Annotated in this window: 22 protein-coding genes; 5 read left to right on the top strand and 17 right to left on the bottom strand. The window is 73.0% G+C overall.

Annotated features, from left to right (window positions below; genetic code table 11):
• Nucleotides 1-147: 147 nt before the first annotated feature.
• Nucleotides 148-774 carry a DUF1275 family protein gene (locus ACZ6IM_RS14935; protein WP_469557213.1) on the top strand — a complete coding sequence of 209 codons (627 nt, stop codon included), beginning with the start codon at nucleotides 148-150 and terminating at the stop codon, nucleotides 772-774.
• A gap of 45 nt (nucleotides 775-819) precedes the next feature.
• Here the strand turns inward: ACZ6IM_RS14935 and ACZ6IM_RS14930 are convergent, their stop codons facing one another.
• From ACZ6IM_RS14930 to ACZ6IM_RS14910, 5 genes are read right to left on the bottom strand one after another with little or no spacing between them, the layout of a single operon-like run.
• The gene (locus ACZ6IM_RS14930; protein ID WP_052841044.1) at nucleotides 820-1,887 is read right to left on the bottom strand and encodes an aldose 1-epimerase family protein; all 1,068 of its coding nucleotides are present in this window, start codon (nucleotides 1,885-1,887) and stop codon (nucleotides 820-822) included.
• A complete protein-coding gene (locus tag ACZ6IM_RS14925; RefSeq protein WP_052841043.1) occupies nucleotides 1,884-2,630 on the bottom strand; it encodes an SDR family NAD(P)-dependent oxidoreductase in 747 nt (248 codons plus the stop codon). The genes ACZ6IM_RS14930 and ACZ6IM_RS14925 overlap by 4 nt, the downstream gene beginning before the upstream one ends.
• A 10-nt stretch (nucleotides 2,631-2,640) precedes the next feature.
• Entirely contained in the window at nucleotides 2,641-3,471 is an 831-nt protein-coding gene (locus tag ACZ6IM_RS14920) for an enoyl-CoA hydratase/isomerase family protein (RefSeq protein ID WP_052841042.1), read from the bottom strand.
• A complete protein-coding gene (locus ACZ6IM_RS14915) occupies nucleotides 3,468-4,592 on the bottom strand; it encodes an extracellular solute-binding protein (protein WP_469556840.1) in 1,125 nt (374 codons plus the stop codon). Before ACZ6IM_RS14915 ends, ACZ6IM_RS14920 begins: the two co-directional genes overlap by 4 nt.
• Nucleotides 4,589-5,800 carry a CaiB/BaiF CoA transferase family protein gene (locus ACZ6IM_RS14910; RefSeq protein WP_469556838.1) on the bottom strand — a complete coding sequence of 404 codons (1,212 nt, stop codon included), beginning with the start codon at nucleotides 5,798-5,800 and terminating at the stop codon, nucleotides 4,589-4,591. The genes ACZ6IM_RS14915 and ACZ6IM_RS14910 overlap by 4 nt, the downstream gene beginning before the upstream one ends.
• Nucleotides 5,801-6,084: 284 nt before the next feature.
• Here ACZ6IM_RS14910 and ACZ6IM_RS14905 point away from each other — a divergent pair, with 284 nt between their 5' ends.
• Both ACZ6IM_RS14905 and ACZ6IM_RS14900 read left to right on the top strand, forming a co-directional pair.
• Nucleotides 6,085-7,257, top strand: coding sequence for a fumarylacetoacetate hydrolase family protein (locus tag ACZ6IM_RS14905; protein WP_052841039.1), 1,173 nt, complete (start codon nucleotides 6,085-6,087; stop codon nucleotides 7,255-7,257).
• 20 nt (nucleotides 7,258-7,277) lie between these two features.
• Entirely contained in the window at nucleotides 7,278-8,321 is a 1,044-nt protein-coding gene (locus tag ACZ6IM_RS14900; protein WP_469556836.1) for a LacI family DNA-binding transcriptional regulator, read from the top strand.
• 62 nt (nucleotides 8,322-8,383) lie between these two features.
• Here ACZ6IM_RS14900 and ACZ6IM_RS14895 read toward each other — a convergent pair whose 3' ends face one another.
• The gene (locus tag ACZ6IM_RS14895; protein ID WP_469556834.1) at nucleotides 8,384-9,046 is read right to left on the bottom strand and encodes a ThuA domain-containing protein; all 663 of its coding nucleotides are present in this window, start codon (nucleotides 9,044-9,046) and stop codon (nucleotides 8,384-8,386) included.
• 156 nt (nucleotides 9,047-9,202) lie between these two features.
• On the opposite strand from ACZ6IM_RS14895, the gene ACZ6IM_RS14890 reads away from it, so the two are divergent.
• Entirely contained in the window at nucleotides 9,203-9,952 is a 750-nt protein-coding gene (locus ACZ6IM_RS14890; protein WP_052841036.1) for a FadR/GntR family transcriptional regulator, read from the top strand.
• Between the two features lie 177 nt (nucleotides 9,953-10,129).
• On the opposite strand, the gene ACZ6IM_RS14885 is transcribed toward ACZ6IM_RS14890, so the two are convergent.
• The 11 genes from ACZ6IM_RS14885 to ACZ6IM_RS14835 all read right to left on the bottom strand — a co-directional run bounded on the left by ACZ6IM_RS14885 (nucleotide 10,130) and on the right by ACZ6IM_RS14835 (nucleotide 20,717).
• Nucleotides 10,130-10,921, bottom strand: coding sequence for an SDR family NAD(P)-dependent oxidoreductase (locus ACZ6IM_RS14885; protein ID WP_469556831.1), 792 nt, complete (start codon nucleotides 10,919-10,921; stop codon nucleotides 10,130-10,132).
• A gap of 27 nt (nucleotides 10,922-10,948) precedes the next feature.
• Nucleotides 10,949-11,290, bottom strand: coding sequence for an L-rhamnose mutarotase (locus ACZ6IM_RS14880; protein ID WP_052841034.1), 342 nt, complete (start codon nucleotides 11,288-11,290; stop codon nucleotides 10,949-10,951).
• Between the two features lie 65 nt (nucleotides 11,291-11,355).
• Nucleotides 11,356-12,198 carry a carbohydrate ABC transporter permease gene (locus ACZ6IM_RS14875; protein ID WP_052841033.1) on the bottom strand — a complete coding sequence of 281 codons (843 nt, stop codon included), beginning with the start codon at nucleotides 12,196-12,198 and terminating at the stop codon, nucleotides 11,356-11,358.
• Nucleotides 12,195-13,106 (bottom strand): carbohydrate ABC transporter permease, encoded by a 912-nt coding sequence (locus tag ACZ6IM_RS14870; protein ID WP_052841032.1) that lies wholly within the window; start codon nucleotides 13,104-13,106, stop codon nucleotides 12,195-12,197. The genes ACZ6IM_RS14875 and ACZ6IM_RS14870 overlap by 4 nt, the downstream gene beginning before the upstream one ends.
• A gap of 3 nt (nucleotides 13,107-13,109) precedes the next feature.
• Complete coding sequence (locus ACZ6IM_RS14865; RefSeq protein ID WP_469556829.1) at nucleotides 13,110-14,384, bottom strand: ABC transporter substrate-binding protein; 1,275 nt, start codon at nucleotides 14,382-14,384, stop codon at nucleotides 13,110-13,112.
• Between the two features lie 44 nt (nucleotides 14,385-14,428).
• The gene (locus tag ACZ6IM_RS14860; protein ID WP_469556827.1) at nucleotides 14,429-15,874 is read right to left on the bottom strand and encodes a hypothetical protein; all 1,446 of its coding nucleotides are present in this window, start codon (nucleotides 15,872-15,874) and stop codon (nucleotides 14,429-14,431) included.
• A 26-nt stretch (nucleotides 15,875-15,900) separates the two neighbouring features.
• Nucleotides 15,901-16,785, bottom strand: coding sequence for an amidohydrolase family protein (locus tag ACZ6IM_RS14855; RefSeq protein WP_469556825.1), 885 nt, complete (start codon nucleotides 16,783-16,785; stop codon nucleotides 15,901-15,903).
• Entirely contained in the window at nucleotides 16,782-17,786 is a 1,005-nt protein-coding gene (locus ACZ6IM_RS14850) for an aldo/keto reductase (protein WP_469556823.1), read from the bottom strand. The genes ACZ6IM_RS14855 and ACZ6IM_RS14850 overlap by 4 nt, the downstream gene beginning before the upstream one ends.
• 5 nt (nucleotides 17,787-17,791) lie before the next feature.
• A complete protein-coding gene (locus tag ACZ6IM_RS14845; RefSeq protein WP_469556821.1) occupies nucleotides 17,792-18,811 on the bottom strand; it encodes a hydroxyacid dehydrogenase in 1,020 nt (339 codons plus the stop codon).
• Nucleotides 18,808-20,058 carry a mandelate racemase/muconate lactonizing enzyme family protein gene (locus ACZ6IM_RS14840; protein WP_469556819.1) on the bottom strand — a complete coding sequence of 417 codons (1,251 nt, stop codon included), beginning with the start codon at nucleotides 20,056-20,058 and terminating at the stop codon, nucleotides 18,808-18,810. Before ACZ6IM_RS14840 ends, ACZ6IM_RS14845 begins: the two co-directional genes overlap by 4 nt.
• 248 nt (nucleotides 20,059-20,306) lie before the next feature.
• A complete protein-coding gene (locus ACZ6IM_RS14835) occupies nucleotides 20,307-20,717 on the bottom strand; it encodes a hypothetical protein (protein ID WP_469556817.1) in 411 nt (136 codons plus the stop codon).
• A 282-nt stretch (nucleotides 20,718-20,999) separates the two neighbouring features.
• Between ACZ6IM_RS14835 and ACZ6IM_RS14830 the strand changes: the two genes are divergently transcribed.
• A partial coding sequence (locus ACZ6IM_RS14830) for a helix-turn-helix domain-containing protein (RefSeq protein WP_469556815.1) occupies nucleotides 21,000-21,339 on the top strand: 340 nt, incomplete at its 3' end.

Here is a 21,339-nt window from a genome sequence, read left to right as displayed (position 1 = left end):
CCGGCATGTCGCGGCGCGTGCCACCAGGGCGGTCGGCGAGGATCTCGTCCGGGGCCCGGACGAGGCGAGGAGAGGACCACGGAGGACGATCGGCACCGGGACCACCCGCCGGGGTCACGGCAGCACGCGGGCACGTGGGCCGCGCGGCTGCTGACCTTCTCCGCGGGCGCCGTCAACGCCTGGGGTTTCCTCTCCCTCGGCGGCGTCTTCACCAGCGTGGTCACCGCCAACTCGGCGCTGATCGGGGTCGGTCTGGGCGGTGCGGACCCAAGGCTCGGCGGTCTGGCCGCCGTGGCGGTGCTCTGCTACGTCCTCGGCGCGGCGGCGGCAGCCCGGTCGGCCGGCCGCGCCCCACGGAGCGGACGCCCGCGCCCGGCCGGCTTCCTGCTGCTCGAACTCCTCGTGCTGTGGGCCGTCGTGGCGTGGTGGCTCGTCGTGGACGCGGCTCCGTCGGGCGGGGAGCGCACGGTGATGCTGGGCGCCCTGGCGGCCGCGATGGGCTGTCAGAACGCAGGCATCCGTGTCGCGATGGGCGCGCAGGCGCCGACCGCGTACCTGACGGGCCTGCTGACCGGGGCCGTCACCGAAGCGGTGACGGCCCGGCGCGTCCAGTGGCGCGCCCTGCTCACGACGACCCTGCTGATCCTCGGCGCGGCCGCCGCCACGCTGCTGGAGCGCCTGCTGCCCGGCGCCGCACCGCTGCTCCCCGCGCTGCTGGTGACGGCGGCGTGGCTGACCGCGCACGCGCGGCCGGGGGCGCGGCACGGGCCGTGACGTGCCGCGCGCCCCTCCTGCCCGCCCCGGCGGTGGATCCGGTGGTCAGTCCAGGTGTCCCACGCGGAACGTGGTCGTGTACTCCCGTTCCTCGCCGGGGGCGAGGAACGTCATGGTCCCGTCCTCCCGGGCGGCGGCCTCGCCCTGCACATGGTGCGTGGACGGTTCGAACCCGACCGCGTAGGCGCCCTCGCGCAGGTGCAGCCACTGGAAGAAGGACGGGAAGCAGGCCGTGTCGAACTCCAACTCGAAGTAGACACCGAGGCGCTCGTTGACCAGGCGCGGCCGGACCAGGCCCGCCGCGTCGGGCTCCAGCGCGTGCTCGTAGACCTGCTCGACGAAGCCCGGCAGCGGGGCGGGCATCTCGGTGTGGGACACGCCCTGCTCGGCGACGCTGTCGCTGCGCCACAGGGTGCGGTGCGGCGGCAACTCGTAGCGGGCCCCCTCGTCCAGGAAGGGCCAGCCTACGTTCACGTGGTAGAGGTACATGTGCGGTGTCGGGTCGAAGCCGGCGTTGCGCACCCGGTCGGTCAGGCGGATCTCGCTGCCGCCGAGATCCGCCTCGATGCGGCGGGTGAGCCGCAGGTGCTCGCCGAAGATCGCGGCCTGGCGCACCTCGCCCTGGGCCCAGAGCACGCAGCGGCCGTCGTCCTGCCACCGCTCGCCGTACCCGGTGAGCCGGGCCGGGATGTTGGCGACCCGCCCGTGCAGCGCGTGCACGGCCGTGCGCCGCGGCGGATAACGGTACTGCGAGGCGTCCACCTCGGCGCCGAAGAGCGTGTGGTCCAGGCCGGCGGTGAGCAGCAGCCCCGAGAAGCTGCGCATCATGGACAGGCCGTCGTCGTCGCGGTACTCGTGCAGTCCCGGATGCCTGAAGCCCGTCGCCGAGCGCCAGCCGAAGCCCCGGCCCTCGAACTCGGCCCCGCCCAGGTCCATCGCCCGGTCCACGAGCACGTCGAAGGAGAGTCCGGCGCCGGTCCGGAACTCCAGCGTGCGGATGCCGCGTTCGGAGCCGTCGTCCAGGACGACGGACCGCACCCCGCCCGCCGCGCTCAGGTCGCCCGTGTGCCGGGCCAGGGACTGCCGGTCGTGGGAACGTCCGTACAGCTTCACGCCATCACCCACCCTCCGTTGACCTCGACGCACTGGCCCGTGACGAACGAGGCGTCGGGTCCGGTGAGGAAGGACACCACCGAGGCCAGTTCCTCGGGCCGCCCGCGCCGCTTGAGGGCCTGGTGGTCGAGCACGTGCCGCCGGTAGGCCCCGGGGTCCTCGTGGATGTCCTCGGCCGCGGTGGGAAATGCACCGGGGGACACGCAGTTGACGCGGATCTCGGCGGGGCCCAGCTCCCGGGCGAGCGCGCGGGTCAGCGCGACGGCGGCCCCCTTGGTGGAGACGTAGGCGGCCAGCGAGTCCCAGCCGCCGTGCAGGGTGATCGACGCGACGTTGACGATCGCCCCGCCGCCCGTCCCCGTCATGTGCCGGGCAGCGGCCTGCGCGGCGACCCAGTACGCACGCTGGTTCACCGCCACGACCTCCTCGTACTCGGCGAGCGGCACGTCGAGGAAGGCCCGGCTCGGGTACACGGCCGCGTTGTTGACCAGCACGCGCAGCGCGCCCAGTTCGGTCACGGTCCGCTCGACGGACGCCTCGACCGCCTCGGCGTCGCGCAGGTCGGTGGTGAGGGCGAGTACACGCGCGCCGGCCTTCTCGACCAGCGCCGCGGTGCTCCGCAGGGACTCGGCGTCCCGGTCGAGCACGGCGACGTCGTGCCCGTCGGCGGCCAGCCGGACGGCGGTGGCCCGGCCGAGGGCGCCACCGGCACCGGTGACCAGGGCGGCTCGGGGTTGCTTCATGACGTTCCTCTCAGCGCTTGCGGAAGACGGGGGTGCGCTTCTCGGCGAAGGCACGGCGGCCCTCGGCGGCGTCCTCGGTGGCGAAGCAGACGGTCTGCAGGTCACGCTCGTAGGCGAGCGCCTGGTCCTCGGGCAGGTTCCCGGCGGCCCGCAGGTTGATCTTCGCGGTCTCGGCCGCCACGGGAGCGCGGGAGGCGATCACGGTGGCGAGAGCGCGGGCCCGGTCGAGCAGCCCGGCGCGGGGCACCACCTCGCTCACCAGGTGCCAGTCCAACGCCCGCCTCGCGTCGATGCGTTCGCCGGTGAGCAGCATCAGCGCCGCGTTGCCCGGCCCGGCCGCGCGGCTGAGGAAGGCGGCCATGCCGCCGCCGCCGATCCAGCCCAGCGCGATCTCCGGCGCCCCGAAGGACGCGGTGTCCGCGGCGAGGCGGATGTCGCAGGACAGGGCGGTCTCCAGTCCACCGCCCAGGGCGTAGCCGCCGACCGCGGCGACGGTCGGGGTACGGGCGGCGCGGATGGCGTCGCAGTAGTCGACGCGGTTGCGGAAGTCCCACGGGGTGGCGTACCGGTCGAGGGCGCCGATGTCCGAGCCGACGCTGAAGGAGCGCTCGCCTGCCCCGGTGACGACAACGGCCCGGACGTCGTCGGTCGTGTCGCACCACTCGATCGCCCGGACCAGGGCGCGGGACATGTCGGGGGTGACGGCGTTGAGTTTGGCGGGGCGGTTCAGGGTGAGGGTGGCGACGCGGTCCGCGACGTCCAGCAGGACGTGGTCGGTGCCGAGGCCGGGGGGCGGGAGGGCGCCCGGGTCGGTGCCTGGGCCGGTGTCGGTGGCGCTCATGTCTGTCGCTCCTTCGGTGTCCGGCTCGTCCGGTACAGGGCGCGCATCCGGTCGAGTGCCGCACGGTGGGTGATCTCTCCGGCGAGCGCGGCGCGTACGGTGGCCGACGCGGCGGTCTGGAAGCCGATGTAACCGGCGTGCCGGGGGCGGACCCAGGCCTGCTCGCAGGTGGCGGTGGTGCGTCGGTAGAAGTCGGCGGCGACGGTTCCGGGGCACGTCCAGGCGGTGCGGGCGCTGGGCTGTCCACCGTGCCGGGGCAGGAAGTCGCCCTGGGCCCCGGGTGACATCAGCCAGCGCACGTGGGCGAGGAGTTCGGCGGACGGCGCGCAGCGGGTGCTGAACGCGATTCCGGTGCCGCCGAGCGTGGAGCCCGGACGTCCGCCCGCCGTCACGGTGGGGGCGTCGGTGAAGGTCACGCGGTCGGCGTAGGTGACATAGCCGTACACCAGCGGGCAGTGGGCCGGCCGGTCCGTGCCGGCCATGAGTTCCAGCAGCCCGATCGGGTTGAGGGTGCGGGTCTCGGGCGGGGCGAGGGCGTCGAGGTCGGCCATCAGATCGAGCACCGCGAGTCCCGTGTCGTCGCCGATCAGTTCGTCCGGCTGGGCGGCCGGTTCATCGCCGAAGGCGACCGCGACGGAGGCGAAGGTGAGGAAGGCGTGCGGTCCGGCGAGGGACAGCGCCACGGGGGCCCGGCGGGCCAGGCGGCGTACCTCGTCCCAGGTGCGGGGCGGCTCGCCGGCGAGGTCGGTCCGGGTGGCCGCGACCTGGGTGGCGGCGTCCAGCGGGAGCGCCCACTGACGGCCGTCCATGGCGTACGACCGCATGGTGGTGCCGATGGATTCGGCGTCCCAACGGGCCAGTTCCTCCGGGGTGAACAGGTCGTCGAGCGGCCGCAGGCACCCCGTGTCCAGGGCCTCGCCGAGGTGCGGGTGATCGAGGACGACGAGGTCGTAGCGGGCGCACAACGCGTCGATCGGGTGGGACTCGAAGCCCTCCAGCGGCTGGACGTCCCAGTGGACGAGGCCGCCCGCGGAGGCGGCGAGGGCGTCGTGACCGCGGGGGTGGTCCCACGTCAGTCCGCGGTAGGGCGGCCCGGTGTGCGTCGGCCGGCTCCGCTTCATGAGGTGGTCTCCGTCACGGCGCCGGCGGCGAACAGTTCCTCGATCTCCGCTTCCGCGAGGCCCGCCTCGGTCAGCACCTCGCGGGTGTGCTCCCCGACGAGCGGGGCGCCGCGGTCGATGCGGGGCGGGGTCGCGGAGAACCTGTAGGGGAAGCCGGGCACCGTCACACGGCCCTCGGTGGGGTGGTCGTAGGTGACGAAGGTGCCGTTGTGGCGGATCTGGGGGTCCTCGACCAGGTCGGCGTAGCCGTAGACGGGGCCCGCCCAGATGCCGGCGGCGGCGAAGGCGTCGAGCCAGTGCCGCGAGGGCCGGGTGAGCAGCCGGGCGGCGGTGCGGGCGAAGATCTCGTCCCGGTGGGTCCAGCCGTGCTCCTCGTCCTCCATGGACAGGAAGCCGTCCTCCCCGAGGATCTCGCCCAGCTTCTTCAACGGCGGGAAGGCGAGGACGAGATAGCCGTCGGCGGTCTGGAAGGCGCCGTACGGCGAGCGAATGTACACGTGGGCGTGCGGTTCGGCGGAGCGGGTCTGGGGCAGGCCGCCCACGGTGTGGACCGAGAGCTCCTGCATCTGGAGGGTGGTGACGGCGTCCAGCATGTTCACCGTCACGAGTTGGCCCTCACCGGTGCGTTCGCGGTGCAGCAGCGCGGCGAGCACACCTTCGAAGGCGGTGGAGGCGGTGACGGCGTCCACGAGGTACTGCCCCGCCGCCCGCGGTGCCTCGCCCGACCGGCCGCTCGACAGCATCGCCCCCGACATCGCCTGGAGCAGCAGGTCCTGGCCGGGGCGCTGGGCGTAGGGGCCGTCCTCGCCGTACCCGGAGATGGAGACGTAGACGAGGGAGGGGTTGATCGCGGCGAGGGAGGCGTAGTCGACGCCGAGGCGGTCGGCGACGCCGGGCCGGTAGTTCTGGAGGAAGACGTCGGCGCCCGCGACGAGGCGGCGCAGGACCTGCTTGCCCGCCGAGTCCTTGAGGTCGACGGCGAGGGAGCGCTTGTTGCGGTTGAGGGAGAGGAAGGAGACGTTGATCCGGTGGCCGGCCGCCCCGCCGGCCGCGGCGTGGCGCTGCCACTCCCCGGTGACCGGTTCGACCTTGACGACGTCGGCGCCGAGGTCGCCGAGGCGCTGGGCGGCGAACGGGCCGGCCATGGCGATGGAACAGTCGAGGACCCGGTATCCGGCGAGGACGCCGGGTTTGTCGCGCGAGGTCATGGGACTCCTTGGAGGCGGCGGGCGGCGGGCGGCGGCACCGGCACGGACGGCGGGCGTCGGACGGGCGGGAGGGACCGGGCGGAGGACGGGCCGACAGGTGGACCCACCGTTTCCGTCGGCGGTGCGCGGCGATCGCGGTGCGATCGTCATCCAGACACTGTTGTTAGCGCTAGCGATAGCGCTAACATGCACGCTAAGCGGGCGCCGCTCGCAGTGTCAACGCCCTTGTCCCGACCGCGTCGCACCCTTCCGGAAGGGGCCGGGGCAACCACGAGAGGATTCCGATGAACCAGTGGCCCGACGCCGCGACCACCCTGCCCGCCGACGGCACCGGGGGCGCGCTCGTCGGCCGGGTCTGGCGTCCCGGTCTCGGGCCGTCCGTGGTGGCCGTCCGCGAGGACGGCCTGCACGACATCACCGCGGCCTTCCCGACCGTGCGCGACCTGTGCGAGACGCCGGACCCCGCCGCACGTCTGCGTACCGCCCGCGGCCAGCGGATCGCCGGGCTCGACGAGGTGCTGGCCAACACGCCGGTGGACGCCCGGGACCCGCGCAGGCCGTGGCTGCTCGCGCCGGTGGACCTGCAGGCCGTCAAGGCCGCCGGGGTCACCTTCGTGGTCTCGATGCTGGAGCGGGTGATCGAGGAACGCGTCCGCGGGGACGCCGCCGGCGCCGCCGAGGCCCGGGAGCGGATCCGCCGACTGGTCGGCGACGACGTCGCCTCCCTGCGGCCCGGCTCCGAGGAGGCCGCCGCGCTCAAGGACATCCTGGTCGCGCAGGGGGCGTGGAGCCAGTACCTGGAGGTCGGCATCGGCCCCGACGCCGAGATCTTCACCAAGGCGCCCGTGCTGGCCGCCGTGGGCAGCGGCGCCGACGCCGGGGTGCACCCCGCCTCGCGCTGGAACAACCCGGAGCCGGAGGTGGTGCTGGCCGTCTCCTCCACCGGGGCGGTGGTCGGCGCGACACTCGGCAACGACGTCAACCTCCGTGACGTGGAGGGCCGTTCCGCTCTGCTGCTGCCCCAGGCCAAGGACAACAACGCCTCGGCCGCCCTCGGACCGTTCCTGCGGCTGTTCGAACCGGGCTTCCGCATGGACGACGTACGGCGGGCCACGCTCACCCTGACCGTCGAGGGCGCCGACGGGTACCGGCTCGACGCCGAGTCCTCGATGGCCGCCATCAGCCGCGACCCCCTGGACCTCGTGGCCCAACTGCTGGGGCCGCACCACCAGTACCCGGACGGCGCGGTGCTCTACCTCGGCACGATGTTCGCGCCCGTCGAGGACCGCGACGCGCCGGGGCAGGGCTTCACCCATCACGACGGCGACCTCGTCGCCATCGCCACGCCGACGCTCGGCACGCTGGTGAACCGGGTCCGGCCGAGCGACGTGTGCCTGCCGTGGACGTTCGGCATCGCGGACCTGATGCGGGCGCTGGTGGCACGGGGAGCCCTGTGACGCCCGATATCGTTTCCGGCGTGACCCAGCCGCCGCCCCGCCGTCCCCGCAAGCGATCCGCGACCCGTTCGGTGACCCTGACGGACGTCGCGGCGGCCGCCGGGGTGTCGGCCCAGACGGTCTCCCGGGTCGTCCGCGACCCCCTGTCGGTGTCCGACGAGACCCGCGCCCGGGTCCAGGCTGCTCTCACCGCCACCGGCTACGTGCCCAACCTGGCCGCCAGCAACCTGGCCTCGAACCGCAGCCGCACCGTCGCCGCCCTGGTGCCGCAGATCAACGCGTCGGTCTTCGCCGACACCGTGCACGCCTTCTCCACGGCACTGGCGGCCCACGGCTACCAGATCTTCGTCGGGACCACCGACTACCGGCCCGAGCACGAGGAGGAGGTGATGCGCAGCTTCCTGGGCCGGCGTCCCGACGGACTGCTCATGGTGGGGACCCGTCACACCCCGGGCACCCTGGCACTGCTCGGGACGGCCGGGGTGCCGGTCGTCGAGACCTGGGGCTGGTCCGAGGACCCGGTGGACCTGCTGGTCGGCTTCTCCAACGCGGCGGCAGCGGCGGCGATGGTGGCCCACCTCGTCGAGCGCGGCCGGCGGCGGATCACCTTCGCCGGCAGGCACACCTCGGGCGACCCGCGGGCCGCGGAACGCCTCGACGGCTACACCGGCGCCGTCCGCGGCCTGCTGGGCAGCGCGCCGCGCACCGTGGACGCCGGTCCGGTGCCGGTCACCATGGACACCGGCGTGGCCCTGCTGGACCTGGCGCTGGAGAGGTATCCGGACTCCGACGCCGTGATGTTCTCCAGCGACGTCTTCGCCGCCGGTGCCCTCCAGGCGTGCGTACGGCGCGGCGTCGACGTGCCGGGCACGCTCGCCCTGGCCGGTTTCGGCGACTTCGAACTGGCCCGGCACCTGGTCCCCGCGCTGACCACGGTGGCCGTACCCAGCGCGCGGATCGGGGAGTTGAGCGCCGAGCTGCTGCTGACCCGGATGCGCGGCGCCCCGGTCGAGGTGCCGCACCGGGACGTCGGGTACCGGGTCGTCGCACGCGAGAGCACCTGACACCGGTGGGGTAGCGGGCCGCCGGAGGCGAAAGCACCCGAGGATCCGGGCACCCCCGTGCGTCACGCCCGCGCCGCCCACACGAGCCCGCGGCCCACGATCGCCGCCGTCTGCGGCACCTGCAGGTCCGCGGCACGGTGCCCGAGGGTGCAGACGAAGACCCGCCCCGCTCCCCAGCGGCGGGTCCACACCACCGGGAACTCCACGGGCCCCTCCCAGGGGTCGGCCGTGCCCGGGGTGAGCACCGACGTGGCCAGGACGGTGTTGAGGGAGTCCGTGAGCACCCAGTAGTGCTCGGTCTCCACGTCGTAGTCCGTGACGCCCTCGACGATCTCGCCGTCCCGGTCCGGTGCGGCGATCCGCACGGTGAACTCCTGGAAGCCGTCCGGATGCCACAGGAAGCGGCCCCCGGCCATCCGCAGGTAGCGCGGGTTGGCGACGTTCGTGGCGACCACGCCTCCGTGCCAGCCGGCGAAGCCGGTGCCCGCCTCCACCGCGTCGACGAGGTTCGCCTCCTGAGCCGCCGTCAGGGCGCCCGCCGACCAGCAGTGCACGACGAGGTCGGTGGCGGCGAGCAGCCCCGTGTCCTCGTACACCGACAGGTCCTCGGCGACCTCCACCTCGAACCCGGAGCGCTCCAGCGCGGGCATGACCGACTCGGTGCAGCCGACCGGGTCGTGGCCCTCCCACCCACCGCGGACCATCAGGGCCCTTCGCGTCCTCATGTCCAGCTCCCTCCTCGCAGGGCGGGGAAGACCTGCCGAGGCCCGTGAGTCATAACTTGTGATACGAGTGATGACCTTAGCATGTTCGGCTAACCTGGGGTCATTGGACAGCGGGGGCCGGGCGAACCTGCACGAACATTGGGAGTCTCTGACCAGATGATCAAGCCATCCGCGGACACCACCGCCGTGTCCCGACCTCAGCGGCGTCGGCCGCCGCTCGCTGCGGCCGTCGTCCAGAGCCTCGCCACGGCCATCGTGCTCGGTGAGTACCCGCCGGGCACGGCGCTGCCCTCGGCGGGTGAGCTCTGCGAGGAGTACGAGGTGAGCCGGACCGTGATCCGGGAGGCGACGACGACGCTCGCCGAGAAGGGGCTGGTGGCGACCCGTCAGGGCTGGGGGACCGTCGTCCTGGGCCAGGACCAGTGGAGCCTGCTCGACCCGCTGGTCCTCGACGCGCTGTTCCAGCGCAAGGACCGCCTCGTCTACCTGGACAACCTGATCGAGATCAGGACCACCCTGGAGTGCGCGATGGCCGCCCGTGCCGCCGGTCGGATCGACGAGGAACAGTCGGCGGCCCTGGCCGCCAAGCTCGACGAACTCGCGGGCCTGATCGACGATCCCGAGGCCTACTCGCGCGCCGACATCGAGTTCCACGAGATCATCCACCAGGCATCCCGGGACGCCTTCGGACGGGCCATCGTCTCCAGCATCCAGGGCAAGGCCGTGCGCTCGCCGCAGTACAGCGGGGACCCGACGCGCGAGGACATCGAGCTCACCCACGAGGCGCACGCCCGGGTCGCCGCCGCGGTGCTCGCCGGGGACGGCGACGCGGCCGCGGAGGCGATGCGCGAGCACATCACGTCGTCGTGGGCCCGCCGCCGCCCGGCCGACCTGCCGGACGCGTAGGGGAGGGCACGACGAAGCGGCCGGGGGCGTCGTCCGACGGGTCCCCGGCCGGGCGGCCGACGGCACGCAGCCGGTCACGGCCGTCCGGTCCCCTCCGCGCCGAGGTGCCGCGTCAGCGACAGGGCGACCGCGGCCGGCAGGGTCCGGGCCGTGGAGGGTGCGGTGTGGGGGTCCCGGTCAGTCGCCCTCGGGGCGCAGCCGCAGACCCTGCATGCCACCGTCCACGGCGAGGGCCGTGCCGGTGACGGACGCCGCCGCCGGGGACGCCAGGTAGACGACGGCCGCGGCGACCTCCTCGGCGCTCACCAGGCGCCCGGTCGGCTGGCGGGCGTTGAGCGCGGTGCGCTCGGCCGCCGGGTCGTCGGCGCGCGACAGCAGCCGGTCTATCCACGGGGTGTCCGCCGTACCGGGGTTGACGCAGTTCACCCGGATCCCCTCGCGGATGTGGTCGGCGGCCATGGCGAGGGTCAGGGACTGCACGGCGCCCTTGCTCGCGCTGTACAGCGCCCGCTGGGGCAGCCCCGCGGTCGCCGCCACCGAGCAGGTGTTGACCACCGCTGCGTGCCGGGAGGCGCGCAGGTGGGGCAGGGCGGCCCGGGTGGTCCGCACGATGCCGAGGACGTTGACGTCCAGGACGTGCCGCCACTCGGCGTCGTCGTTGTCCGCCACCGTCCCCTGGGCGCCGATGCCCGCGTTGTTCACCAGGATGTCCAGGCCGCCCAGCCGGTCCACCGCCCGGGCGACAGCGGCCACGACCGAAGCGTCGTCGGTGACGTCGCAGCGGATGGGGAACAGGCCCTCGCGGCCGGCGGCCGGCAGGGCGTCCGGGTCGAGGTCGAGGACGGCGACCCGGGCGCCGCGGCGCGCCAGGAGCAGGGCGGTGGCGAGCCCGATCCCCGAGGCGCCGCCCGTGACGACGGCCGCGAGACCGCCGAGTTCGGGGGACGGGGGAGAGGGGGTGTGCGGCATGACGGTGTCCTTCGCATGGGGTGGTGGTCAGTCCAGGTGGAAGAGTTCCTCACCGGTCACCCATCGCTCTCCTGGCTGCGCCGAGTCCAGGGGTCGCTGGCAGGGGTCGGTGAGGGTCCACCAGTGCTGGGTCCGCGGGTCGGCGGCGATGGCGGCCATGTCGGCGTCGTAGTCGTCGCCGGTGTACTCGTAGTAGGCGAAGAGCGTGTCCTCGCGCAGGAAGACGGAGTAGTTGGTGACATGGGCGCGCGAGAGCGTGTCCAGCACCGGCCGCGGCACGGCACGGTGCAACTCCCGGTACCTCTGGGCATGTTCGGGGCGCAGCCGGATCACGGACGCGACCCGGCGTGGTGCGCGGGGTGCGGGCATGGCTGGTCACTCCTTCGAGAGCCGGTCACTTCTGGTTGCGGTGGGCCCCGGCGCGGGGCAGGGGACTAGCCCTTGACCGCCCCCGCCGCGAGTCCGCTCATGATGTGCCGCTGCATCACGATGAAGGTCACCAGGATCGGGATCACCGCGAGCAGCAGGGTCGGGAACACCTTGGTGTAGTCCGTGGAGTACTGGCCGACCGCCGCGTACACACCCGTGGTGACGGTGTAGACGCCGCTGCCGGGACCGAGGATCATCTGCGGGCTGGCGAAGTCGTTCCAGACGCTGAGCGAGTTGAGGATGAACACCGTGGCGATGATCGGCCGCATCAGCGGCAGGATGATCCGCCACAGCGTGCGGTACCGGCCGGCCCCGTCGATCGCCGCGGCCTCGTCCAGCGACCTGGGCAGCACCCGGATGTAGCCGAAGAACACGAACAGCGTGAACGGGATGGTGGTCGCCGTCATGAACAGGATGAGCCCCGGCAGAGTCCCCATCAGCCCGATCGCGCGCAGCACGAAGATGACCGGCACCAGGATCACCTGCGTGGGGATGAACATGCCCGCGATGAAGAAGAACAGCAGCAGCCGCGCGACCGGCTTCGGCGTGCGGGCCAGCACGTACGCCGCGGGCGCGCACACCGCCATGGCGAGCGCGTTCACGCACAGCACCAGCGCGATGGTGACTCCGTAGCCCTTCGGGATGCTGAAGTCGGGATTGTTCCAGGCGTCCGCGAGGTACCGGAAGGTCGCCGAGCCGAAGCCGGGCGAGAACGGGTTGGCAAGGATCTCCTGCTGGCTCTTGAAGGCGTTGACCACCAGGAGGTACATCGGCACGAGCATGCCGAGGGACACCAGGGAGACGAACGCGACCCGGACGGTCGCGGCCGAGGTGAGTGATTTCTTCATCCGATGGACTCCGCGTCGTCCTCGGCGCGCCTGCGCAGGACGAGGACTGTGATGGCCAGGACCGCGGCGGCGACGATCAGCAGCACGGCCTGGGCCGAGGCGACGCCGATGTCCCGCTGCGGGAAGGAGACCGCGAGGATCGAGTAGGCGAGGGTCTTGGTGGATCCCGCCGGGCCGCCTCCGGTCAGTGACACGACCACGTCGTACGTCTTCAGCAGCGAGATGCCCGAGGTGATGACGGCGACCGTCACGGTGGACGCCAGCGAGGGCCAGGTGACGGCACGGAAGGTCTGCCACCTGTTCGCGCCGTCGATCCGCGCCGCCTCCAGCAGATCCGCCGGCACCGCCTGCAGTCCCGCCAGGTAGAGGATCAGCTGGACGCCGAAGAGCGACCAGACGATGACGAGGATCATCGACCACAGGGCCCAGTCCGGGTCGCTGAGGAAGGGCAGGCTGTCGGTGCCGACCTTCTCCAGCATGGTGTTGACCACGCCCTGCGGGCCGAGGATGGCCTGCCACAGGAAGCCCACGACCAGCGCGCTGAGCACATGCGGGTAGAACATGACGACCCGGCCGAAGGTGTTGAACCGGTTGGTGCGCTGCAACAGCAGCGCGAGACCCAGCGCGGCCAGATTGACCGCGACCGCGCCCACCACGGCCACCACGGCGGTGACCACCATGGTGCCGGTCATGTCGTCGGACTCGAAGATGGACCTGTAGTTGTCCAGCCCGACGAACTCGGGGACGCGGTGGGGGAATCCGTTGTACTCGGTGAAGCTGTAGTAGAACGCGTAGATCACCGGTACGACCAGCAGCGCGGCGTAGATGAGCACCGCGGGGACGACCATGCTGACGCGGGCGCCCAGGTCGCGCCATCCCCGCGGCTTCGAGCCCGATGTCCGTTCCATGGGTCAGCGGTTCTCGTCGACCCACTGGTCGATGCTCTTGGCCGCGTCTGCCGGGCTCGCCCCGGTGTACAGGCTCTGCGCGACCTCGGTGAACTTGGGGTTGAACCCGGTGACGGGCAGCCGGACGTTGCCCTGGCCCTCGCCCACGGCGACCAGTGCGGGGGCGTCGTCGAGGATGCCCTGGATCTGCGCGTCGACCGCCGACTGCTTCACCTGCGAGCCCTTGCGGAACACCCCGTCGGAGCCCAGCTGCGCCTCGATGGCCTTGGCGTCGGTGACCAGGTACTCCACCAGTTGCTTGGCCCCGTCCTCGTCGCCGATGCCCTTGCGGATCATGTACGGGTTGGCCATGGTGGCGCCCTGCGGACCCGGGTACTGCTTGCCGTCCGCGGCCGGCGGGGAGAACACCCCCACCTCGAAGGGCAGGTCCCCTGCCTTGTTCAGCGTGGCGGCGAACCAGCTGCCGTTGGTGTACAGGCCCACCTTCCCCGCGGTGAAGTTGCCGTCCGCCTGGGAGGGGCTGAGCCCGACATCGCTCTTGGCGAGGTAACCGGCCTTGATCCAGTCCGCGTACAACTGGAACGCGGGCTTGTACGCGTCACCGACGGAGAGCTTCTCGTCGGAGACCGCGGTCTGCCACTCGGGGTGGAGCTGGTTCAGCGTGGGGTGGTAGATCTGCTGGAGCTGGAGACCGGTCTGGAAGTCCCCGGCCGTCTGCATCGGCGTGTACCCGGCCTTCTTCAGGTCGCCGAGATCCTTGGTCAGCTCCTCCCACGTGGTGGGCGGCTCGCTGATCCCGGCCTTCTCGAAGGCACTCTTGTTGTAGTAGACCAGCGACTGGGTCTGGGTGCCGACACCGACCGCGTAGTGCGCGTCGCCCATGGCGTACTCGTCGAACATCGGCGTGTCCTTGGCCCAGGCCTCGCCGCCGAGGTCGATCAGTTCCGGCGCCGTGTCGTCGTCCGGGAAGATCGACTGGATGACGTCGGGCGCGGTGCCGGCCGCCAGTTGCTGCGGGAAGGACTCGGCGACGGACTTGCCGGTCGGGCCCTCTATCTTCACCTTCAGACCGGTCTCGTCCTCGAACGGCCCGACCAGCTTCTCCCAGTAGGCCTGGTCGAGGTTGTCCGTCAGGTTCACCATCATCCGTATCTCGCCGTCCTCGCCCCCCGCCGAGCCGGAGCCCGACGAGCAGGCCGCGACGAGGAGCAGGGGAACCACGGCGGCGAGCGCGGCGCCGCGCGCCTTGCTCCCTCTTCTGGCTGACGTCATTGTCATCTCTCTTTTCCTCGGTGGGGAAAGCCGGCGGTGTCGTTCGCTGGTCACAGCCGCCCCCGGTAGGGCAGGGGCCCGACGGCCGTGATGTCGGTGGGGGCCACGCCGCGGTCGACGCGGTAGATGCCGTCGTCGGCGACGAAGAACTCGGGGACGTCCGGGTAGCGCAGTTCCTCGGGCAGCGGCTCACGGTCCGTCCAGGCGAAGAACTCCCGGGCGAAGACGGCCCGGTCCTTGCGGCCGTACAGATGCAGGTCGCCCGCGGTCAGCGGGCTGCGCACCGACCAGTGGACACCCGACTCGGCCCAGTGGGCGCGATCGCTGACCAGCACCGACTGCCGTTCGCGGGGCGCGGTCACCCGGTCCCAGAAGTCCTCGTCCGGACCGTAACGGGCCATCAGGAACAGCAGGTCGTGCGCGTGCCAGGCGGTGCTGGGCGCGATGTCGGCCTCGTTGTGCCAGCCGCTCGCGGACGCGAAGTACCCGGCCGGAGTCTGGTAGCGGGCGTAGGTGGCCAGGCAGGCGCCGGTGAACGCCTCCAGCTCCGCGTCCGGGCCTTCCGCCAGCACCTCGTGGATGCCGTACAGGGTCAGTCCCATGCCCGCGATCAGCATCGGCGTGTCCGTCTTCAGGGCCCGGTCGCCCCGCACGTACCAGTAGCGGTGGTAGCGGGTGGCGCCGGTCTCGTCCGTCCAGGCGGAACGGGCCACGTGCCGGCACAACCGCCGTGCCTCGGCGAGCAGTTCCGGATCGCCCTGGGCGCGGTACCCCAGCACCAGCGGCACGATCATGAGCCCGTAGTACTCGGCGGGCTCCAGGATGCCGCCCTCGGTGCGGTCGCGCACGGTGCGGAACGTCCCGGCGCTGTCCGAGTCGGGCACTCCCCGGTGGTGGAAGAGCCGGACCAGCTCGGCCAGGTCCGCCGGGATCTCGTCGGCGTAGGTCTTGTCGTCGCTCAGCTCCGTGTAGAGCTGCTTGACCCAGACCCGGGCGTACTCCTGGTTGCAGGTGCCGTCCGCGCCGGGGCGCCCGCCGCCGTAGATCTCGCAGGCGTCCAGGTTGCGCCGTACGGCGGACAGTACGGCGGCCACCTCGTCGGCCGGCAGCAGGTGGCCGGCGTGGCGCACGGCAAGCAGCATGCCGAGGCTGCCGACGGCGTTGTGGATGAGGCCGCTGGTCGCCGACTCGCCGACCTGGAAGCCGATGTGCGCGTACTGCCCGTCGGGCTGCACCTCGGCGCACTGGTAGCGCAGCAGCCGGCGCAGGAGGGCGGTACCCCGCTCGTCGGGCCGTGCGGCCAGGGCCTGGGCAAAGGCGCCGACGGCCGGTCCCGCGAACGTGGTGTGCCCGCTGGTGAAGTCCAGGAAGGTGGCCGGGTTGGTGCCCCACACGCTGTGGTTGTGGAAGCCGTTGACCGCCCCTTCGTCCGTCACCCAGCTGTGCAGCCAGCCGGCCAGCGCGGCCGTGTCCGGCGTCGTGGTCTTGTGTTCCATGGCGTTGGCGTTCCTTCCGGAGCGGATCACACGGCCGCGTCGCGCGCGGCGTCCAGCAGGGCGGGGTCGAGGCGGTAGCAGCGGGCGGCGGTGCCGCCGAGCACGGCGGCGCGGTCGCCGGGGGCCAGCGGCGCCAGGAGTTCGCACACGGACTCCCAGGTGCGGGCGTAGCCCCCGGCCAGCAGGGAGATCGGCCAGTCCCCGCCGTACATCAGCCGCTCGGGTCCGAACAGCTCCAGCGCGTCCTCGACGAACGGCCGGACCTCGTCGGTGGTCCACGCGTCGAGTGGGCCCGAGGGCGAGTAGAGCCCGGAGACCTTGGCGTGGACGCCCGGGTGCTTCGCGGCGGCGGCGATCAGGCGGCGCCACTCGGCCCGGTCCTCGCGGCCGCCGCCGACCGGCGGCTTGCCGAGGTGGTCGACGACCAGGCGCAGGGTGGGGTGCCGGACCGCCAGCTCGGGCAGGTGGCGCAGCTCGGCGGGGGAGGAGGTCGCGTAGTCGAAGCAGAGGCCGCTCTCGGCGAGCAGCGCGAGGCCCGCGCCCACCGCGGGACCGAGGATCCAGTCCCGGTCGGGCCGTTCGTGGAGCAGGGTGCGTACACCCACCACGTGCGGGTCTCGGCGCAGCGCGGTCAGACGGGCCCGGGCCCGGCCGGGGTCGTCCAGCGGAAGCCAGGCGACCACACCGGCGACCTCGGGGTGCGCGGCGGCGGTCGCCAGCATGTGGTCGGTGTCCGCGTCGTGGTCGGCGGCCTGGACCAGGACGGCCGCGGTGACCCCGGCCCGGCGCAGCGCCGGACGGGCCTCGCGGAACCGCATGGCGCGGTCGACGGGCGACATCGCGGGGCCCAGCCAGTCGTAGGCGGCCCGGCCGGGGTCCCAGACGTGCAGATGGGCGTCGACGACGGTCACGACCGCTCCCTCCTGTCGGACGACGTGCCAGGGACGTCCGGAAGCAGTCCGAGGCCGGCCAGCTCGGCCCAGAGCGCGTCGGGCACCCGGGTCGCGAGCCGCTGCGCGTTCGTGCGGGACTGCCGCGCGTCGCGGGCGCCCAGCACCACCGACACCACCGCCGGGTGCCGCAGCGGGTAGGCGATCGCGGCCTCGGGCAGCGTGACGCCGTGGCGCTCGCAGACGTCCGCGAGTGCGCCGGCCCGGGTGATCAGCTCGCGGGGCGCGGGCCGGTAGTCGTAGGTCGCGTCGGACGGAGGGCGGTCGGCCGCGAGCAGGCCGGAGTTGTAGACGGCGGCCGCGACGACGCCGACCCCGCGCTCCCGGGCGAGCGGCAGCAGTTCGTCCCGCGCCGACTGGTCGAGCAGGGTGTGGCGGCCGGCCACCATGACCAGGTCGACGTCCGAGCGGCGGACGAACTCGGTCAGCATCGCGGCCTGGTTCATGCCCACGCCCACCGCCTTCACCACCCCCTGGTCGCGCAGGTCGACGAGGGTGTCGACGCCGGTGGTGGAGGCCTGCTGCCAGTGGTCGTCGGGGTCGTGCAGGTAGACGATGTCGACGTGGTCGAGCCCGAGCCGGGTCAGGCTGCCCTCCAGGGAGCGCAGGATGCCGTCCCGGGAGAAGTCCCAGTCGCGCCGGAAGGCGGCGGGCACCGCGAAGCCGCCGTCGTCCCGCCGGTGCGCGGTCTTCGGGCTGGGCACCAGAAGCCGGCCCACCTTGGTGGACACGGTGTACTCGGCCCGCGGGCGGCGGGCGAGGGCGGCACCGAGGCGCCGTTCCGACAGCCCGAGCCCGTAGTGCGGAGCGGTGTCGAAGTAGCGCACGCCACTGTCCCAGGCCGCGTCGACGGCACCCCGGGCGTCGGTGTCGCTGGTCTCCCTGGCCAGATTGCCCAACTGAGCGGCACCCAGACCGAGTTCGGTCAGTCGCGGCCCGCGTGCGAGGGTACGGGAACGCATTCGCCTCACCACACCCTCGTACGCGCGCAGGCCGCGAGGTCCTCCGGATGGGCGAAGGGGCGACCCGCGGCGAACCGCTCCACCTCGTCGGCGACCGCGTCACCGATGCGGTGCAGCTCCCCGCCGAGCGAACCCGCCAGATGCGGGGTGAGCACGACGTTGTCCAGCGTCCACAGCTCGCTGTCGGGGTCCGGAGGTTCGGGGTCGGTGACGTCGAGCACGGTGTCGATGCGGCCGGTGCGCACCTCGGCGAGCAGGGCGTCCTGGTCGACCACGGCGCCCCGGGCGGTGTTGACGAGCGTCGCGCCGTCCGGCATCAGGGCCAGCAGCCCCGCGTCGATCTGACCGCGGGTCGCGGGAGTCAGGGGCTGGTGCAGCGACACCACCCGGCTGCCCGCCATCAGTTCGTCGAGCGGCACCAGGCGCGCACCGAGCGCCAGCGCCTGTTCCGCCGTGAGCGTCGGGTCGTAAAGCAGGACGTCCAGGTCGAATGGGCGCAACAGGCCGAGTACCGCGCGGCCCACGGTGGAGGCGCCGACGATGCCGACCGTCTGCCGGTAGTTGCCGCGCCCGGCGTACGCGCCGAAGTGGTCGGGCGGGGTCCGCGTGGCGCGGTAGCGGCGCTCCTCGGCGAGGACGCGCTTGTTGGCGAGCAGGATCATGGCGAGGGTGTACTCGGCCACGGGTCCCGAGTTGGCGGCGCGGGCGTTGGCGGCGACCACGCCGCGCGCGGCGAAGGCGGCCGGGTCCTCCAGACAGGTCGCGGCGACCCCGCCCGCGTAGACCACGGCCCGCAGGCGCTTGGTACGGGGCAGGTGCTCGGCCCGGACGACGGGCGCGTCCCAGCCCGCGACGAGGATCTCGGCACCGGCCAGCGCGTCGCGGGAGCGGGCGGAGTCCAGTTCGCCGAGGACCAGTTCGGTGTCGATGTCGGCCGCGCGGCGCAGCCGGGCCAGGGCGTCCTCGTCGAAGACGGCGCGGACCAGCCGGGGGTTCATGGCGAGGACGGCACGGGGTCGCGTCACGGCGTGTTCTCCCTCTCGGTGTGCTCTCTGCGCGCGGGATGGTGGACGGGGCCGGGCACGGCGGGGGAGGCGGTTCCCGCGGAGGCGCGGCCGGCCCGGCCCGGGGGACCGGACTCGGGCACCAGCCGCAGTCCGGCGTCGCGGGGGCGTACGTGCGGGCCGTCGGGGCGGGCCCAGCCGGTGTTCTCCTGCGGGCCGGTGAGCGCGGCCTCGTCGACCGTGATGCCGAGCCCAGGCGTGTCGCCGAGGACGATGCCGCCGTCCTCGATCGTCTGGTCCACGGTCAGTCCGGCCGGCGTGCCGGTGTCCTGCACCTCGGTGACCAGGTGGTTGGGCGTGGCGGCGGCCGCGTGCGCCAGCGGGTTGGCGTGGTAGCCGACCGGGCTGACCGGGAGGTCGTGGCCGTGGGCGAGGGTCGCGACCCGCAGGAAGTGGGTGATGCCCCAGACACAGGCGGCCTGCACGACCTGGAGCGCGTCGGCCGCCAGCAGGGGACGGAACTGCTCCAGGCCCGTCAGGTTCTCGCCGCTGGCGACGGCCGTGCGGGCCGCCCGGCCCACGGCCCGGTGTCCCCGCGCGTCCCAGCGACGCACCGGCTCCTCGATCCAGGCGAGTTCGACGCGGTCCTCGATCCGGGCGAGCAGCCGTACGGCCTGGTGCCTGCCCCAGGACTCGTTGACGTCGAGCATCAGGGCGGGGGAGGCGGTGTTGGCGCGCAGCACCTCGGCGACCGCGAGCAGCCTGCCGATGTCGTGTTCGGTGTCGAGGCCGCCCTTGAGCTTGGCGCCGGTGAAGCCGCGTGCGGCCCAGCCGGCGTACAGCTCGACCAACTCCTCCTCGTCCAGCGCGATGTCGAGGCCGGACGCGTAACCGGGCACGAATCGGTCGGCGGCGCCGAGGGTGCGCCACAGCGGCTCGCCGGCCATCTTCGCCTTGAGGTCCCACAGCGCCATGTCGAAGGCGCCGATGGTGCCGAAGGCGGTGCCGGCGTGACCGCTCTTGAAGGTGTGGGCCAGCATCCGGTCGTAGAGCGTGGTGACGGCGCGTGGGTCCTGCCCGTCGAGGGCGGGGAAGACCCGCCGGGCCTCGCCGTGTGCGCCGAGGCCCACTCCGGTGAGGCCGCCGTCGGTCTCGACCAGCAGGACCGGGACCTCGGTGACGCCTTGGGCGACGAAGCCGTTCGCGTCCCCGACGGGACGCCCCCAGTGGTGCGCCGTAGTCAGGCTCCGGAATCCGGTGATCTTCAACTGCTCCCCCTCTTCGAGCTCTCCTCGCCGTCCCGCCCGCCGTCCGGCCAGTCCCGCGCCAGGGAAGGACCGAGGGGCGCGGGAGGTGGGGGAGCGTGCCGTCGGGCCAGGGGAACGGGCGTCGTGCGGCCGTCGGGATCAGTCCCGTAACCGTGCCCTCATTGAGTCGTAACGTATCATACAAGTGATGACTGAGAAGAGGTCTGCGCCATCGTTTCAAGGGAGTTCCTCGAGGGCCCGGACGGCGGTCAGGCGGCGCCGAGTGTCTGGCGCTGGCGCTGGCGCCCCAGGCCCTCGATCTCGATCTCCATCACCTCACCGGGCCGCAGATAGGGGAAGCGGCCGGACAGGGCGACGCCCTCCGGAGTGCCGGTGTTGAGCGGCTCGCTGCCGGACTCCGCCGCGTGGGCCGCGTAGTTCTGCCCGATGCAGACCACGGCGCCGGGCCGGGCGACGGGCGGCCCGAAGCGCAGCCCCTCGGCCTCCAGCACGGGCAGCGTGCCCTCGGTCAGCGCCCGGCGGGTGCGGGTGATGCCGTCCGCGGCGAGGAAGGCGCCGTCGATGTCGGGGGTGAGGGGGGAGAGGTCCCGGGTGACGCCCCGGTCGTCGATGACGGCGGGGCGTTCCCGCCCGGGGTCTCCGAGCCGTACGAGTTTCATGTGCCGCTTTCCTTGGTCGAGGGCCGGGTCCGGTCCGGTCCGGCCGTGGCGTCCGCCGCGCCGAACAGGTCTGTCCCGGCGGCCGGGTGCGGGGATGGCGGAGGTGGTCGTCACCAGGGCGGGACGGGTGCCGGTTCCCGGGCGTGCGCGGGTGTCCGCGATGACCGGCGCCGTCGTGGCGCCGCCGCTCCGGGGCTTGCGGGCCCAGTATCGGTGTGCGACACCACTTGTTGTCAATGGACTGGTTTACTGTCAACAGGCTGACAACTAGGGTGTGTCGGCATGAGTACTCGGGACGGATCCGTATGGCCCAGTGCCGCACCGGCACCGGCCGTGCTGCGGGCGGGCGCGATCCTCGACGCGCTGGCGGACGCCCGCGGCCGTGCGCTGTCGCCCGCCCAACTGGCCGCCGCCGCGGGCGGCATACCGCGCGCTTCCGTCGTCAACATCTGCGCGGCCCTGCACGAAAGGGAACTGGTCCGGGCCGTGGACGGCGGCTTCGCCCAGGGCCCGGGCCTGCTGCGGCTCTCGCCCAGTCCTACCTGGACGCCCTCGATCCGGTACACGCCTTCCGGGAGCAGGTGCGCCGTCTGGGCGACCGGGAGGAGACGCTGCAACTGGC

This window comes from Streptomyces sp. NPDC042336 (assembly GCF_055581985.1).
This window is presented reverse-complemented; position numbering and strand designations above follow the sequence as displayed.